The sequence below is a fragment of the Amazonocrinis nigriterrae CENA67 genome, assembly GCF_016056305.1.
Classification (GTDB): Bacteria; Cyanobacteriota; Cyanobacteriia; order Cyanobacteriales; family Nostocaceae; genus Amazonocrinis; species Amazonocrinis nigriterrae.
Map to the genome: position 1 here is coordinate 129805 of NZ_JAECZC010000007.1, position 16887 is coordinate 146691.

Consider the following 16887-nt stretch of genomic DNA (forward strand, 5'->3'; position numbering starts at 1 on the left):
TACGCTCCTGAAAAAAGTATTGCCGCACTGTGTACAAACCTACGTTATACAGGTTCTTGCTCAGTCGGCACAACTCGCGCAAAGCAACAAATTCAGTCTTATTCAGTTCTCTGATTTGGTTCTTTTGCGTCAGGTACATAATTTATTTTCGCTATAGTTGATATTGTACAGCGAAAATCTGATTTAATCAATACAGGGACACAGCAGACTAAAGTCTGCCGAGTCGCTTTTCCTCCCTTGGCTAAAGCCACGCTCGTTCCAAGCTCCCGTGAGATTTTTTATGAATAATTACGGAAAAGCTAGCTTGATAAAAATTAAAAATGGTAAACAAAAAGCAGGTTTTGCAATGGTTACAGGCATTTGCAACGGAAATAGAGCAAAATAAAGAATATTTAACAGAATTAGATGCAGCGATTGGTGATGCTGACCACGGCATTAATATGGATCGTGGTTTCAAAAAGGTAATCAGTCAATTAACTACTGTTGCAGATCAAGATATTGGTAGTATTTTGAAAACTGTAAGCATGACGCTAATTACCAGTGTTGGCGGTGCTAGTGGGCCTTTGTATGGCACTCTATTTCTTAGAGCCAGTACAGTAGCGACTGGTAAGCACGAACTGAATGCACAGGAATTGGGGGAATTGTTGCAAGCAGGTTTAGATGGTGTGCTGCAACGTGGTAGAGCTAAATTAGGAGACAAAACAATGGTAGATGTGCTGTCTCCTGCTGTGGTGGCTTTTGGACAAGCCTTAGCTGAAAATATGGATACGTTGGCAGCTATGCAACAGGCTGTAGCAGCAGCAAAAAAGGGGTTGCAGGATACTACCCCAATGTTGGCAAAGAAAGGACGAGCTAGTTACCTAGGGGAACGGAGTGTAGGACACCAAGACCCAGGCGCTACTTCGTCTTATTTAATGTTGAAGAGTTTATTGGAAACTTTGGAAAAGGGATAGTGCGGGAATTGGGAATTGGGAATTGGGAATTGGTAATTGGGAATTGGTAATTGGGAGCAAATGACAAATGACAACTGACTCCTAACTCCTAACTCCTAACTCCTAACTCCTAACTCCTAACTCCTAACTCCTAACTCCTAACTCCTAACTCCTAACTCCTAACTCCTAACTCCTAACTCCTAACTCCTAACTCCTAACTCCTAACTCCTAACTCCCAACTCCCAACTCCTAACTCAACTAAATACTCTGTGTTGCAGAGAGGGCATTTGACGACGAACTTGTTCTAAGCGCGAAGGGTTGATTTCTGCGATCGCAATTCCCGGTTTTTCACCAGCATCAGCTAAAATTACTCCCCAAGGGTCAATAATGACGGCGTGTCCGTGGGTGAGACGGCGACCGTAGTTGTTGCCGGTTTGAGCAGGAGCAATTACATAGGCAGTATTTTCAATGGCTCTTGCTTGTAACAATAGTTGCCAGTGGTCTTTACCAGTAAAAGCCGTGAACGCAGCAGGTACAAAGATGATATCGGCTCCTTTGTCTGAGAGATGGCGGTACAGTTCGGGGAAGCGGACATCATAACAAATAGAAAGTCCTATATTCCCGTGATTTTCCGAAAAATGCACCGGGGGTAATTGCTTACCAGCCACAACAGTACTAGATTCTCGATATGTATTGCCGTCAGGAACATTGACATCAAACAGGTGGACTTTATAGTAGCGGGCGAGTTCTTCACCGTTGGGGTTGATGAGTACTGTAGTGTTATAGACTTTACCTGTATTTTCTACTGGAACTGGAAAGCTCCCGCCCAAGATAGTAATTTGGAAGCGTTGAGCCATTTTTTTGAGAAATGTTTGAGTTTCACTGGCGATCGCTTCTGCTTGACTCAGTTTATCTTTTTCTTCTCCCATAAAAGAAAAGTTTTCCGGCAAACCGACCAATTCAGCACCTTGACGTACAGCAAGATCAATTAATTCTTCTGCCTGTGCCAAATTTTTATGTAGGTTGGGCACACTGGTCATTTGAATAGCGGCTGCTAAATAAGACTTCATAGATTCAACAAAAAACTGTGGATTTTTGCAAGATAGATTTTCAAATATACCCAAAAGAGTGCTGGGTGCAGTCCTGAGTGCTGAGTGCTGTAGACGCTTCTGCGGCTTCCCGCAGGGTGGAGCCAGTGCGTTGCGGGGGTTCCCCCCGTTGAAGTATCTGGCGTTGCTGAGTTAGTTGTCAGTTGTCAGTTGTCAGTTGTTATTCTTCCCTATCACCCCATCTCCCTCATCTTCCTCATCTTCCTCATCTCCCCATACCCCATACCCAATTCCCTACTCAATCTTCCTACGGGTTGTGGAAAAGTTACCAAGAGTCTGGTTAGGTTGTTATGAAACCTTAATAAATTTACTCACCTGTTTGTGTTGTGGATACCTCCATTCTCATCCAAACCTTTATTGCGGTATTTGTGCTAGCGGATGCTGTAGGTAATATACCCATAATTTTGGTTTTGACTAAAGGCATGACGCCAGAGGAAAGAAACAAAGTCATAGATAAGGCTATTATCGTAGCGATCGCAGTGCTGCTGCTATTTGCTTTTGCCGGTCAACTAATTTTAAATTATTTAGAAATCAGTATGGCATCTTTGCGGATAGCTGGAGGATTGTTGTTGCTGCTAATTTCTTTGCAAATGCTGCGGGGACAACTAGATACGCCAATTATTGAAGAAGGACGCGATGTGGCAATTACGCCGTTGGCTTTGCCGTTGCTTGCAGGGCCGGGTACGCTGACAACGGTAATGTTATTAATGTCAAAATCGCAAAATCCCCATCTTGGTGTGGTGCTGGGTATTGTAGGGGCGATGTTTGTCTCTTGGTTAATTTTACGTTTGGCAAATTATATCCAAAATTGGATTGGTGCAGAAGGCGAGGTGATTATCACTCAGCTATTGGGTTTTATCTTAGCAGCGCTAGCAGTGGAAATTGGCAGTAACGGCATTCGAGAATTGTTTTTCAAATAAATTTACTGTGGGGTGCGTTACGGCGTCAAGCCTAACGCAACGTCACATAACATAGTGCATTATTGTAATATGACCAGGGTTTATCTAGAAACAAGTATTTATAATCGTCCCTTTGATGATCAAACACAACCAAAGATATTTCTAGAAACACAAGCAGTCATCTTAATTTTACAAATGGTCTAAACCAAAGTAAATGAATTAGTTAGTTCTTCGGTTTTCGACTCTGAAAATAGCCGTAATTATTTTGTCGTTAATTAATATTAAGTTCGGCTAATTACTTACGATATAGTCGGTTTGCCTGGTAATAGGTAATAGGTAATGGCTGAGAAAAATACAGTTAATTCCTCTTTTGTCACTTTGGGAGAAGCTCATCGCTGTAAGCCTTTCGGAGCTTTAATTTTCAGTTTTTAGCTACAAACTTCAGTTACTGTTAGAAAAGAAAGGCTCAAATATCGACTAAATCAAAGTTCCAGAATCTCGCTTCGATTATTGTTTTCCGAGAGTGACAAAAGAGGGATAACTCGCTGTACAACTCATAATCCTTACTCAAACAGTGATTGATAATCAGCGCTCACCAATGAGCTATTATTAGCAAATTATCAACTGAAATTACAGCAATCCCAGAGTTCTTAAAGGTGCTAGAACTGTCTGGATGTATTGTGATAATAGATGCAATCGGCTGTCAAAAAAATATTGTGAAGTTAATCGCTCAGCAAGATGCATATAAGCTTCTCAGTTTTAACAACTAAAATTTTTTCCTGCTAAAAATAAACTTTTCTGCGGTGAATATGCGGTTAATAGGAGGCAGATCTGGGAATTTATGATCTAAGTTTATATTCAAATTAGGCTGTGGAAAGATAGATACTAGTTCAATAACTATTTTTAACAGCGTCAGTACAACTACTATGCGCTGTAAAAGTTCCCACGAAATGAAAGAATGATTTGTAACTTTATATTCCGATGTCTTTTTTGCCTTTCTAGTCCCATTCAATGAAGTACATCTGTTAAGTTTCCGCATAATGTCTTGCTCAAATCTATAATTCCATTCTGGACAATAGGTTGCCTAGAAACAGAAGTAGACAAGAGGCTAAAAATTAGAACTTATGCAGAACTTATGCCAGACTTTGACTGACTTTGTTAAAGTACTATGAAAATCCCGGTTTTTGATGCAAAATAATTTTTGTTGCTCATAAGTATAGCGATCTATGTCGCAACGCTCACTTCAGGTTGCTACTGCATACCTCACAACAGTCAAATTAGCTTTAAAACCGAAAGGCTATGGAAATCAAAAGGCTCTGGCGGATGCTGTCGGATGTAGTAGAGATACTGTGAGAAAATTTCTTCGTGGTGATCGCATTGATTATTCTTACTTCGTTGACATTTGTGAGCAGTTAGGATTTGAGTGGCAAGACATCATTCTCAAGGAGCGAGATATTCCTCATAATCTTCCAAAACCAACCTATAGTACTTTTGTTGGCCGTGAGACGGAGAAGAAGAGGTTATTAGAGTTGCTTTCTTTTGACCACGCAGCTCCTATCATTACAGTCGATGGCATTGGGGGCGTTGGTAAAACTGCTTTAGCAATGGAAGTCGCTTACCAGTGCCTCAAAGCTAGCCAGAATAACCTACCGGACACACCTACATTTGATGCCATCATTTTTACTTCAGCAAAGTTGGAAAGACTTCTTCCTATAGGAATCTTGCCGACATCTCAGCAACAGCGTAATTTAAGCAACATTTTCCGGGCAATTGCCAACACCTTAAAAGACGACACTATTATTACTGAAGTTGCTCTCCAGGAGCAACTTAACTCTGTACATAAAAGTCTTGCCAAACAGCGAACGCTACTAATTGTAGACAACTTGGAAACAATAGATGACAAAGAAAGTGTGCTAAGTTTTCTAGTTGATTTACCTCCCACTGTTAAATCTATAATTACTACGCGTGAACAAAAGTCTATCTACGTTCATATTCGATTAACTTCGCTCCCAGAGGCTAAGGGTTTACAGTTGATTCAGCAGGAACTAAAGGCAAAAGGAGACAAAGGGATTTGTCTCACAGAAGACGAACAAATAAAGCTATATAAAGGTACGAACGGCATTCCTATAGTCATTGTTTATGCAATTGGTCGGTTAGCAGATAGCAGGACTTTTGAAACAGTATTAAATGATTTACAGTCTGCTGAGGGAGATGTTGCCCATTTTCTATTTACCAAAGATGCCAAAAGCTTACGAGAAAAACCCACTCATAAAATTTTGATGGCATTAGCAATTTTTCAAGATGCTCCTGTTCGTGATGCTCTTGCAGCAATTGCGGGGCTACAAACTGAACCTTTCTTTAAAGTCAATGATTATCTAGAGCATCTACAACAAATTTCTCTAGTAAGCCAAAGGGATGGTCGTTACAGTATACTCTCTCTGACACGTTATTACATCCTAGCAGAACTTGCTGCTTATCCAAATTGGGAAAAAGAAGCACGAGAACGTTGGGTAGAGTGGTATTTAAACTTTGCAAAGAAAACTGTTGGCGTTGATTGGGGCCCTACAAAAGATGGATATTTTCAGCTAAAAGAAGAATGGGGAAATCTGATGAACGTGATCGAATGGTGTGCCGCCAAAAAGGATTACAAAAATGTCACAAACTTCTGGCAATATCTCTATGAGCCTGCTTATATTTATGATTATTGGCGCGAGCGAATTCGTTGGATGGAATGGTTAATCGAAGAGGCCAAATTACGTGGTGACTGGGTAAGTTTTGTAAAGATAGCAACTAATGTGAGTTGGTCATACATACGGTTTTATTCACGTAAAAATTTGAAAATAGCAAGTGATTTATTAATGCGTTCCTGGGAGCTTCGACATCACGTAAATTTGATTGACCAAGATTTTATAGCTCATAATATTGCACAATTATATATCGTCCAAGAAGAATATAGTGAGGCACGCATTTGGTTAGACAGGCAAGAGGAAATAATTCACCTTGCTGATATGGAAGAGCGTTATCAGATTCGACGATTGACGACAGTTTTATATAGTAGAGCAGAAATTTTATTCTATGAAAAAAATTATGATAGAGCAAAAATTATGTTCAAACAAGTTAGTCTTCAAGCAAGAGGAATTGACTGGCAGCGTTATAATAATTATGCACAAAATTGGTTAGCTGATATTGCAATAATCAAAGGTGAACTTAGCTATGCTGAAGAACTTTTGCAGACAGGTTTAGAGATGGCTGAAAGAAATAGTTTCAAAAGGCGAATTTTTTGTTATCAAATTTCTTATGCACGTTTAGACAAAGCAAAAGGCAATTTCAAAGAAGCTTGTAAATGGGCAGAACAAGCACTTGATGGTTTTAATCAGCTTGGTATGATAAGAGAAGCAGAAGAGGTTAAATATTTTCTTACTACCATAGTATAGGATTCCAGAATTTTATTGATTTTTCCGAAGGTACATACTTTGAGTAACTTTATAATTCATAATCAAATTTGATAATATATAAAATATATCTGACTACAAGTTTTTTAAGTGCGTTATAAAAATAATTTGGGTTCATAATGGATAATTCTATTAATCAAAAAGAAATTGTTAGCAAATCACTTGTGGATAAACAAAGAATTGCAATAATTTCTGATCATGGTGATCCTTCTACAGAAACTGGTGTGGAAGAGGCAGGTGGTCAAAATGTTTATGTTCGCCAGTTGGGTGAAATGCTGCCGACTTTCGGTTGGTGGGTGGATATATTTACCCGCAAGATCAAAAAAGAAGACCCGATGATAGTTCAAAATTCTCCTTACTGCCGAACTATCCGTTTAGTTGCTGGGCCAGAGAAGTTTATTCCTAGGGATCAGATTTTTGATTATATGCCTGAATTTGTCTCAGCATTTGAGGCTTTTCGCAAGCAAGAAAACATATATTATCCGATAGTTCATACAAATTATTGGCTCTCTGCCTGGGTTGGTCTGAAATTAAAAAATCTTACTGACATTAAGCTAGTTCATACCTATCTCTCTTTAGGTACAGTGAAGTATGAAGCTGCTTTAAAGTACAAAACCCTGACTCAGCTACCGGAAATTGCAGAAACTCGACTGAAAGTTGAGCAGCAGATTCTTGAACAAGCAGATTGTGTAGTTGTAAACAGTCTGCAAGAGAAAAAAGACCTGCGTAATCTAGTTTCTCAAAAGGGATGTATTAAGCTAATTCCTTTGGGAACAAGTCTTGATCGGTTTCATCCCATACTTCAGTCAGAGGCTCGAACTAAGTTAGGGTTAAACCTAACTGAACAAATTGTTCTATATGTAGGACGATTTGATCCTCGCAAAGGTATAGAGACAATGGTTCGAGCCTGCGCTCAGTCTCAAGCTAGATTGACGGGGAACTTAAGATTGGTAATTGTGGGGGGAAGTTGCTCGGATCGTATAGATGAACTAGAACGTAAGCGAATTGAGCAAACTGTTCAAGAAGTAGGACTTTCCGAAAAAACTTTATTTGTTGGTCGAGTTGACCACCATATATTGCCCTTGTACTATGCTTGTGCAGATGTATGCCTAATACCCAGTCATTATGAAATGTTTGGTCTAGTTGCTATAGAAGCAATGGCTTGCGGTATCCCAGTTATAGCTTCAGATGTTGGTGGCTTAAAGTACACAGTTGTACATGAGGAAACTGGTTTGTTAATACCTTCCCAGAATATTAAATTATTTGCTGAAGCCATCGACCAGATTCTAGCAAATAAAGTTTGGGCTAAACAGTTGAGTATCAATGCTTCAAACCGAGTACATAAATACTTCAATCTAACAACAACCGTTGGTCAGTTGAACAGCCTTTACAATGAATTGCTAGCTCAAAAAGTGGAGCTAACACTGACAACTTAATGCAATCGAGTCATTATATGAACAAACCTCGTGTCATCTGTATTGGTGAAATTTTAATTGATCGTTTTTCTGAACAACCAAGCGAATCATTGCAAAAGGTTACATCTTGGCAAGATTTTCCGGGTGGTGCGCCAGCCAATACAGCCTGTGCTTTAGCTAAATTAGGTATTTCCACTACTTTCATTGGTTGCATAGCTCAAGATGAACTAGGGGAACTGTTGGTAAATCTACTCAAAGATTCTGGCGTAGATTGCACAGGTGTGCAGCGTCATCATACAGCGCCTACAAGGACTGTCTATCTGGTTCGGGACAAAACAGGTAACTCCAAGCTTGTTGGATTTGGTGGCCGTGAACCTGGAGAATTTGCTGATGCTTATCTCTGTGCTGAATTATTACCTATCTCTCTATTCCAAGAAGTAGATTGGCTGGTTTTAGGAACTTTGGAACTTGCTTATCCTAAGAGTAGAGAAGCAGTTTACAAAGCTATTAGTTTAGCCAAGTTTTATGACAAAAAAATTTTTGTAGATATAAACTGGAATCCAATGTTTTGGATAAACATAGAAACAGCCTTCCAAACAATTATGGAATTAATTAAATATGTGAATTTCCTCAAGTTAACTGTTGATGAAGCTAAATTTTTGTTTGGTACTATTAAGCCTAAAGTAATTGCTCAATTCTTCAGTAACCTTAAAGGTGTGTTAGTCACCGCCGGTGAAAGCGGTTGCAGCTATTATTTAGGCGAATATGAAGGTAATTTGCCGGCCTTTTCTGTTGATGTCCAAAATACTACAGGAGCTGGAGATGCTTTTAATGCGGGAATAATATCTCAGATTCTCAAGTATGGCATTCATAGCTTGGCTGATCCAGAAATTATCAGAAAAATAGTTACTTATGCAAGTGCTGTAGGAACACTCACGACAATGAAATTAGGAGCAATTACATCTCAACCCACACTTATTGAAGTCGAAGTTTTCTTAAGTACCCATTATTTAAAGCGGGATAGTATTAGTTAGTTAAGGCGTAATCACCCGTTGTCGGTTAACGGATTATTGGTTGTTGTCCGCTTTTGGTAATCCAGGCTGGGACAAGGCAGCGGTAAGGGCGGACGGGGGAGACAAGCCGACCCTTTAGTTATGCCTTAAAATTTAAAAAAACATAACTTTTTTCACTGTCGTGACTGACCGCATAGACCAAATCATAGACTTTCAAGAAACACATTCGGTGGGGTGGGAAATAGGGATGAGTTCTAAACCAAGAGCCTGAGCTTTTTGCTTGAGGTTTTTGAGCATCAGTTCCTGGTATTTTTGTTCGTAGCGAGTAAGTTGATGTTGGCGTAAATCAGAGTGTAATTGTTGCCAAGTTTGGACACAAACCTGAGCCAAATCTTGAGATGTAAAACAATGAAGTGCAGTAGCAATGGCTGAAGCTAATTGGACTGTGCCTCGAATTACAAGTGATGAAGGGGCGACTTTACGACCAGTACAACGACGTTGATGATGTCGCAAAACACCAGGGCGAACGCATCTAAACTATACTTAGTGACTACTGAAATCAAGAATCAACGAAAAAATCAGCATTTATCATTTGATTCACTTTCCAAACCTCAAAGCGATCGCCTAAATCTTTGTCAATAAGCATGACTTAATGCGATTATTTTTGAGCTGATTGAGAATATTCTTTTGATGGGTGATGAGAATCGTGTTCTGAGTTTAAAACCTGAGCTTGTGCATGATTTAAAATTACTAATCCAGCGATACCCACAGCGAGCGAAGCTATCGCACTACTAGTGAATAGACCAATTAAGCTATAAAACAATTTTTTTGTCTTCATAACCCCACCTCATTGTAGGAGTTAAGCACAAATTACATTAATTAAATTATCAGGAGATTGTGAGGAAGTTGTGAGATGAATAAATCAGGGTCATAGTACGTAGATCCTACCTAATTAGAGTAGCTTACCAGACTCAAGATGTACAAATGCGATCGCTAAATCTGACCAAAACTCCATAGCAACTAATACCCAGTACCAGAGTTTCTCCAACTAAAATTACAATCACCTGAGCTTAGTTATTAATATCAATTGCTGTAAAGAATAGGATTGTAAATACGAAAGTAGACACAATTTTGGGAGCAACGAAGTGGAGCGTATTCCTTCGGAGAAACCGTTCACCGAAGGTGTTCCCGAAGGGTAGGGTAGCAATCACAAGGATTCTGGGATTGCTACTCTCAGAAAGCAGGAACCCTCTCCCCTGGGAACGAGAAGCCGATAGCCTGCGGGTTCTGTGAAGCAGTACGCGTTTACGCTTCCCTCGCAATTGACTTTTAATCAATCGGACATGATATTACTTTGCGTTCTTTGTGTCCTACCCTGCGGAAAGCCCTTCGGGTGACGCTCCTTCTCCCAAGGGGAGACGCTACGCTTTCCGTCGCTAACGCTCTTGAGATCGCCAGTCACTCATGGGGGGAACCACGCCAGATGCTCCACTTGGTGAGGCAGTCGCAGTCTTGGCGGCTTCCGCCCAACGCACTGCCTCACCGCGCTGGCTCACTGCTGACGCGTCTATGCGGTTCGTTCTTTTCCCTCTCATCATTAATGCGATGCACTACTAGAACTTTTTCTTTCTCCCCTGTTACTTTACGCTTTTACTGTTCATTTGTAGTAACCTGAAAATGAAACAATATCAGATATCTGCACTGTTGACAGTCAATTTAATTTGGACAATTAAATCGTTGTAATCCCAATCGCTGCCTTTTGCCACATCTTCAAAGCCAAAGCAGTTATTGCCTAGTAGGCGAACATGATTGTTTTTGTCAGAGTTAGCGCCTAAGAATGGGCTGAAAACTGTCAAATCATCAGAATTACTACTTAAAATTGCTTCTATAGTAGAATTAACAATAATAAAAGGTGCAAACAACGAATTGGATTCAAAGATGCCGCTGAAACTTGCTTTACCTTGGTTGTTCACCTTCAAATTAATGCCTTCAACACGGGAACTAACCATTGCTTTAATGTAACCTGCATCTCCTGGACGCAAGTCAACAATACCATCGTTATCGCTATCAATGCCACCATCCTCATCATCTATTTTACAAAAGCCCACAAGGTTGTCGTAAGTAGCTTCTCTGTTGACGATAAACTCAGCTTTTACCTTAGTTGTGACTTCCCGTAAATCGATGAGTTCGCCTTGGTGCTTTCCTTGAAGTCCTATACCCAGAGGTATTTCTTCATTGGTTTCTTTAATCTTGACTACTAAATCGCTACCGCCACTAGATACACCCTTCCAACGCAGAGAAAACCCTTCAGTTTCCGAACTTTCCACTGTGACATTCGTGGCAGAAGAAAAGACGACTTCAGAGAAGGAAGTTTGTCCTGAAAGTACAGCATAAGTGGTGCTGCTGCGTATGCTGTAGAATCTCAACTGTACACCTGAGTCGAATTCTAATAAATTTGCTAGGTCAGCTGGATTAAAACCATTGGGTGCATTGCCAATAGCTGAGCAAATTACCTTTGCTCGTTTGAGTGCTAATTCTGCATAACCTGCTGCACCTGGGGCAATACCATCAATCTTACCTTCCGCATCGTCTACTATAAATACACCGAGTTCATCGACTATTTTAGAAGCATTGCCTGCAATCTTAATTGACAGTTTTGCTTTACCGCCTTTAATTTTACTTTTGACGGAAAAGATATTTTCAGTAGTGTTGGTCAGTTCGCAAATCGTTGTGATCTGATTGTTGGTGGTAGATCCCAGTTCGTTAAGATTGATAGCCAATTCCTTCTCAGTGGAAAGTCCGCCAATGTCAGTAGTGCTGACGCGAATATTATAGGTAGATTTAGTCGCGTCAGATTTCAGTTTTAGGGTATCTCCCTCGATGATGAACGCGTCATTATCAGTATCGCCAGTGCCAGCCACTAAATTATAAGTATGCTGGTCGTTTTTGTCTGAGTCTGTGGTAGTAAAGATACCGATGACCTTTTCATCATCGTTATCATCGCTGATAGCGCTAAATATCAAGTCTGTAGGGGCAGAATTATGAAGTAGCACCGAGACTTGATCACTATCAGCGTTGGCTACCACCAAGTCAATTTTTTCATCCCCGTTGAAGTCTCCCACAGCCGCGTAAGCTGAATTTGTTTCGACTGTGAAGTTGGTAGCAGTGCCAAAACCGCCATTACCATCATTCAACAGCACTGAGACATTGTTGGCATTATCCTTCCCCACCACTAAATCAAGTTTGTCATCACCGTCTATATCTTCTAAGACGACGGAATTAGGACTTGTGCCGACTGTGAAGTTGGTAGCAGCTTTAAAGCTGCCACTGCCATTGTTCAACAGTACTGAGACATTGGTAGAAGTATAGTTTGCCACCACCAAGTCAAGCTTGTTATCGCCGTCTATATCTCCGACTGCGATCGCAGAGGGTTTTGTGCCAACTGTGAAGTTGGTAGCAGCGCCAAAGCTGCCACTGCCATTGTTCAATAGCAGTGAAACGTTGTTGTCAGTAGCGTTCGCCACCAGCAAGTCAGGCTTGTTGTCACCGTCTATATCTCCGACAGCGATCGCAGAGGGTTTTGTGCCGACTGTGAAGTTGGTAGCAGCGCCAAAGCTGCCACTGCCATTGTTCAATAGCAGTGAAACGTTGTTGTCAGTAGCGTTCGCCACCAGCAAGTCAGGCTTGTTGTCACCGTTGATATCTGCTGAGGTAATGAAAACTGGATTAGTTCCGACTGAGAAGTTACTGGAAATGCCAAAGCCATCATTGCCATCGTTCAACAGCACCGAGACATTGTTAGAAGTAGAGTTGACTACCGCCAAGTCAAGTTTTCCGTCACCATCTAAGTCTTTCACCACAACAGAAGAGGGGCCGGAACCGACTGTATAGTTAGTGGCGCTTAAGAAAGATAAGTTCATAGTTGTTTTCATTAATAGGGTTTTGGCTTCCTCACAGCTGTTTTTGGTTAGATAACAAGATAGTTTGCAGAGGTAATATTCTTTCAGTGAATTGTGAGGAAGACTCATCAAGCTTATGGTGTAAATAATAAAATTTTCCACAGTAAAATTGCTTAGAAAATTTTCTGAGGAAAATTACGTAACGGCTGTGATGTAGTGCTAATGTAGTTAGGTTTTGTATCAGCTCTTGCAGTTGCGAATCAAATTGCCAGGAAATCAAATTTCTGGGCTGATAAATCTGCCAAGCTGTAAGCGTTGCATGTTAGGAATATTGCATCCATTAGTTCAAAGGTTGCATCCTTTGCTCGACATAAATACTCGTATGCTGCTTGACTGGGGTGCTTGTGATTACAGGCATCCCTTTATTTTTTGCCCAGCCACTCAAAAGCGCGATCGCTTGCTTGAGTCTCGTAGTCCGTGCGTAAGTTCTGAGTTGGTCGGTCAATGGCTGACTGGTGTGCCGTTTCGCTGGGACTTAAACAAGGGAGCAACGCAATTTTGTGAGGTCAGACTTTGAATTTATAGGTAGCGATCGCACTTGTCAAACAAACAGTTTAGTAGGTATGGTACGATAATCCGAATTGTCAGTCAGACTTGGGGGCAGGCGATACACTATTTTTTCACCTTTGTCAAAAATGAAGGTTAGACGATAAGAGAATTGTCATTCAACTATTTTTCTGCTGCCAAAGCATTTTCACCACTGTTGCTTGTTCTCTATTAATAGACCGAAGGGCTTGGTCAAAAATACCATGAATTCACAAAATAAAAGCCGTGTAAATTTTGAGGATTTCACGGCTTTTTGGTGTGGTGTGAGGAGACTTAACTAATCTGATCATAAACCCAAATGAGGATTAGCAATATCAGTTGAACAGATTTTGTTACAAAATTGTTTTTTGATGACATATAATGTCTTGTCACGCCGTCAATTAAAAATCAATTAACTTTACACCAAAGCGCCGCCACAACTAGAACCACACCCAGCAGTACAACCGTAACAATAAGCAGCTGTTTGTACTTCACTAATCAAATCCAAACTCCCTGCTTCTAGAAATTTTGCAGCTGTTAGTGTTTCACCATTGTAACTTTGTGCAGGCAAATTCATCATTTGGTTAAAGTCGCAATCATATACATTACCCATGTAATCAATTGAAAGTTGATCGCGACACATTAAATGTTCAACTGTACCAGAATTAAAATGCGACTCTAAATATTGCAAATAACTAGCATACAGTTTTTTACGTTCTAAATACATTTTAGTTCTACCAACTGGTAGGTTAGTAATGGTGAACAGGTTATTAAAGCTAATGCCAAAATGTTCTTGTAAGAACACTTTGTAATCTCTTTCTAAGTTAGACTGTTCAGGCGCTAAGGAAAATTTTTCACTTGTGGGCAACTGAGGATTATACACCAAATCTAAAATTAAGCTTGGATCTTTGCCATAACCAAGTTGATTCAGCCATTGCAAAGCTTTAATTGAACCATCAAAGACCCCAGTACCGCGCATTTTATCAACATTGTCTGAGAGGTAGCAAGGCATGGAAGCAACAACTCTAACTTGATGTTGGGCAAAGTATTCTGGTAAATCACCAAAGCCATCTTCAAAATAAATAGTTAAATTAGACCGGACAATTACTTGTTTATCCGTTGCTTTTGCTGCTTCTACTAATGGCTTAAATCCGTAATTCATTTCTGGTGCGCCACCAGTCAAATCCACAATTTTTATTTCAGGAAATCTGTGAATTAACTCAATCAACTGTTCGCAAATTTCTGGAGAAAGTTCTTCTGTACGTTTTGGGCCAGCTTCAACATGGCAGTGTGTACAAGCAAGGTTACAGCGCTTACCTAAATTAATTTGTAAAATAGTGATTCCTTTTTTTGTTAAAGGAGAATTTAGTTTTGTTTTAAATGGTGTAATTGCTGTATTTAGCATAGTTATTGATTGAGTTTGCATCGGTTACTACTCCTTCAAGAGTATAAAAATATGCTTGATTGTTTTAAATAGACGATGGAAAATAAACGTGATTCTGTTACGAAATTTAAATATGCCTGAAACTCTTACAACTGACAACTAACCACTGACGACCCTCACTCATTAACTTTATTCACACCGACCTACTTATCTTTGTAATAATCTATAAGTGATTCCACTGATAATTGCGGCAGTAGGTAAGGTTAAAATCCACGAAATGAGAATCTGAGAAAAAACACGTATGTTAACTTTTTTCCCCATCAGTCCCACACCAAAAATGGAGCTTACAGCAACTTGAGTAGTAGAAATAGGAAGCCCAAATTGATTAGCTCCAATCACTAAAATTCCAGTGATTATGTTGGCAGATAAACCTTGAGTAGAATTGAGAGAAGTAATTTTTTCACTCATGGTTTCAGCAATTTTCTGGGAGTTGAGTAAACCGCCTAGTCCCATTGCCATTGCTACGGTGATCATTCCTCCCTGTATTGAGAAATAATCAATAATCAGAATGAGTGAGACAATCTTGGGAGTATTATTTAATCCTCTGGCAAAACTGATCAGACCAGAACTTATAAAATGGCAAGCATCAATAATTTTCTGGTTCTCTTCCAGGTTCCATTTATAATTGATGTACTCCCATAAACTGTAAATTCCTACTCCCAAAGCAATAGCAATGATCGGACTGAGCAATAAAGGTAAAATAAACAAACTTGCTAAAGCTGCAAAATTAACTTTTAGTCCGATCGCTACTAATCCAGCCCCAAGCAAAGCACCAGTTAAACAGTGAGTTGTGGAAATGGGAAATCCTGTGAGTGCAGCAATTAGCACAGTCAAACCAGAAGCGATCGCCACAGCAGTATGAAATTCTGGTGCATTAGCGATCGCATCTGGTAATATGCCTTTCCCAGAAAAGTTCTTCACTAGTGTGCTAGCAAAGAAAATCGCAGCTATCCCACCAACAAAAGTTGTAAAAGTTGCCCACAAAATTGCTGTTTGATAGCTGGTTGTCCGGCTACCAAACAGTGTTGCTACACCTTTAAAATTATCGTTGGCTCCATTGGAATAAGCTAAAAAAAGCGTAGACAGAAATAAACTAATTAAAAACATTGTGGGTAATTAAAATTAACAGCAACCACCGCCGCTATAATGCCAAGTTGAATCAGTAATCATAATTTCTGCTGGCTTGCTAGCTGCAAGTTTAGCAGCAGTTTTATCACACACTGCTGCGGGAATACCACGCTGAAGTAGATGCCCTGCTGAGTCATCAAAAAAAGATTCTCCGCCAGCATAAATTGCTGTCTTGCCAGTGAATATACAAGCACCGTCTTCTGGAATAGCGACTTTGAAACAAACACAATCAAGGCTTTCTAGAAGTAGATTTTCTGGGAGATTGTACGTTTGAGAATCTAGCAACCGGTAAGGACGACGAGCGCGAATTTCGATTTGACCAAAACCAGCATTGATGATACGTTCAGTATATTCCTCATAGGTGAGTGCGCCTGATAAACACATGGCTCGCAGCCGTTCATCCTGTTGCAAATGTTCTGGTATCGCACGAGTCGCGATCGGATCGCTCATCTGTAAGCGTCCACCTGGTTTTAATACCCGAAATGCTTCTTTTAAAGCCCGAGTTAAATCATCTGGTTCAAAGATGTTGAAGAGGCAATTTTGGGCTACAATGTCCACGGAAGCATCTGCCACGGGTAAATTAAAGGCATCACCTTCTTTGATTTCCACAAAGCTAGGGTCAAACCAGTGGTTTTCTGTAGCAGCAATTTCCAAGTTACGTGCAGCCGCTTCTCGCATAGCTGCAACTGGTTCAATAGCAATCACACCACCTGCACGACGGGAAAAATAAGCAAATTGCAATGCTTCTAAACCGCCGCCAACACCAACGTATAGCACGGTGGGTTGGTTTGAGAGTTCAGTGGGGTGGACAGTGGTGCCGCAACCATAGTTCATTTCCTGCATTGGCAAAGGGATTTGCAATCCTGGCAGTTGCAGGGGAGTACTTTGAACACAACAAAGCCCTAAAAGCGGTGTTTGGGCAACTTCCTGATAAAATTGTGCCGCGGTTTCGAGATAAGTCATTGTAATCTTGATTTTGCCTATTTTCGTATAGCGTCTACCTTGTGCATC

At 40.3% G+C, this 16887-nt stretch carries 14 protein-coding genes and 1 pseudogene; 7 read left to right on the forward strand and 8 right to left on the reverse strand.

The genetic code is table 11. The features are described 5' to 3' along the window. Positions 1–320 precede the first annotated feature (320 nt). Positions 321–953, forward strand: coding sequence for a dihydroxyacetone kinase subunit DhaL (dhaL, locus tag I8748_RS05815; RefSeq protein ID WP_198123712.1), 633 nt, complete (start codon positions 321–323; stop codon positions 951–953). Between the two features lie 233 nt (positions 954–1186). Here the strand turns inward: dhaL and I8748_RS05820 are convergent, their stop codons facing one another. Continuing rightward, positions 1187–2002: a carbon-nitrogen hydrolase family protein gene (locus tag I8748_RS05820; protein ID WP_198123713.1), complete on the reverse strand. Its 816-nt coding sequence runs from the start codon at positions 2000–2002 to the stop codon at positions 1187–1189. A gap of 365 nt (positions 2003–2367) precedes the next feature. Here I8748_RS05820 and I8748_RS05825 point away from each other — a divergent pair, with 365 nt between their 5' ends. From I8748_RS05825 to I8748_RS05840, 5 genes and pseudogenes are all read left to right on the forward strand, one after another. Then, positions 2368–2961: a MarC family protein gene (locus I8748_RS05825; protein ID WP_198123714.1), complete on the forward strand. Its 594-nt coding sequence runs from the start codon at positions 2368–2370 to the stop codon at positions 2959–2961. A gap of 581 nt (positions 2962–3542) precedes the next feature. After that, positions 3543–3683: pseudogene (locus I8748_RS34955) on the forward strand (ISAs1 family transposase); the annotation flags it as partial. A gap of 483 nt (positions 3684–4166) precedes the next feature. After that, on the forward strand, positions 4167–6374 hold the full coding sequence (locus I8748_RS05830) for an ATP-binding protein (protein ID WP_198123715.1): 2208 nt from the start codon (positions 4167–4169) through the stop codon (positions 6372–6374). A 137-nt stretch (positions 6375–6511) separates the two neighbouring features. After that, a complete protein-coding gene (locus I8748_RS05835; RefSeq protein ID WP_198123716.1) occupies positions 6512–7828 on the forward strand; it encodes a glycosyltransferase in 1317 nt (438 codons plus the stop codon). A gap of 17 nt (positions 7829–7845) precedes the next feature. Further along, a complete protein-coding gene (locus I8748_RS05840) occupies positions 7846–8841 on the forward strand; it encodes a carbohydrate kinase family protein (RefSeq protein ID WP_198123717.1) in 996 nt (331 codons plus the stop codon). A gap of 192 nt (positions 8842–9033) precedes the next feature. Here I8748_RS05840 and I8748_RS05845 read toward each other — a convergent pair whose 3' ends face one another. From I8748_RS05845 to I8748_RS05855, 4 genes are all read right to left on the reverse strand, one after another. Continuing rightward, entirely contained in the window at positions 9034–9333 is a 300-nt protein-coding gene (locus tag I8748_RS05845; protein ID WP_198123718.1) for a hypothetical protein, read from the reverse strand. A 145-nt stretch (positions 9334–9478) separates the two neighbouring features. Continuing rightward, the gene (locus tag I8748_RS05850) at positions 9479–9658 is read right to left on the reverse strand and encodes a hypothetical protein (protein WP_198123856.1); all 180 of its coding nucleotides are present in this window, start codon (positions 9656–9658) and stop codon (positions 9479–9481) included. A gap of 598 nt (positions 9659–10256) precedes the next feature. Then, positions 10257–10418, reverse strand: coding sequence for a hypothetical protein (locus tag I8748_RS34515; RefSeq protein ID WP_214662443.1), 162 nt, complete (start codon positions 10416–10418; stop codon positions 10257–10259). 90 nt (positions 10419–10508) lie between these two features. Beyond that, positions 10509–12740, reverse strand: a complete 2232-nt coding sequence (locus I8748_RS05855) for an FG-GAP-like repeat-containing protein (protein WP_198123719.1) — start codon at positions 12738–12740, stop codon at positions 10509–10511. 298 nt (positions 12741–13038) lie between these two features. Between I8748_RS05855 and I8748_RS05860 the strand changes: the two genes are divergently transcribed. Further along, positions 13039–13296, forward strand: a complete 258-nt coding sequence (locus I8748_RS05860) for a hypothetical protein (protein ID WP_198123720.1) — start codon at positions 13039–13041, stop codon at positions 13294–13296. Between the two features lie 426 nt (positions 13297–13722). Here I8748_RS05860 and arsS read toward each other — a convergent pair whose 3' ends face one another. From arsS to arsM, 3 genes are all read right to left on the reverse strand, one after another. Beyond that, positions 13723–14709: an arsenosugar biosynthesis radical SAM (seleno)protein ArsS gene (arsS, locus tag I8748_RS05865; protein ID WP_198123845.1), complete on the reverse strand. Its 987-nt coding sequence runs from the start codon at positions 14707–14709 to the stop codon at positions 13723–13725. A 186-nt stretch (positions 14710–14895) separates the two neighbouring features. Continuing rightward, entirely contained in the window at positions 14896–15855 is a 960-nt protein-coding gene (locus I8748_RS05870) for an inorganic phosphate transporter (RefSeq protein ID WP_198123721.1), read from the reverse strand. A gap of 15 nt (positions 15856–15870) precedes the next feature. Beyond that, positions 15871–16839 (reverse strand): arsenosugar biosynthesis arsenite methyltransferase ArsM, encoded by a 969-nt coding sequence (gene arsM / locus I8748_RS05875; protein WP_198123722.1) that lies wholly within the window; start codon positions 16837–16839, stop codon positions 15871–15873. Between the last annotated feature and the right edge of the window lie 48 nt (positions 16840–16887).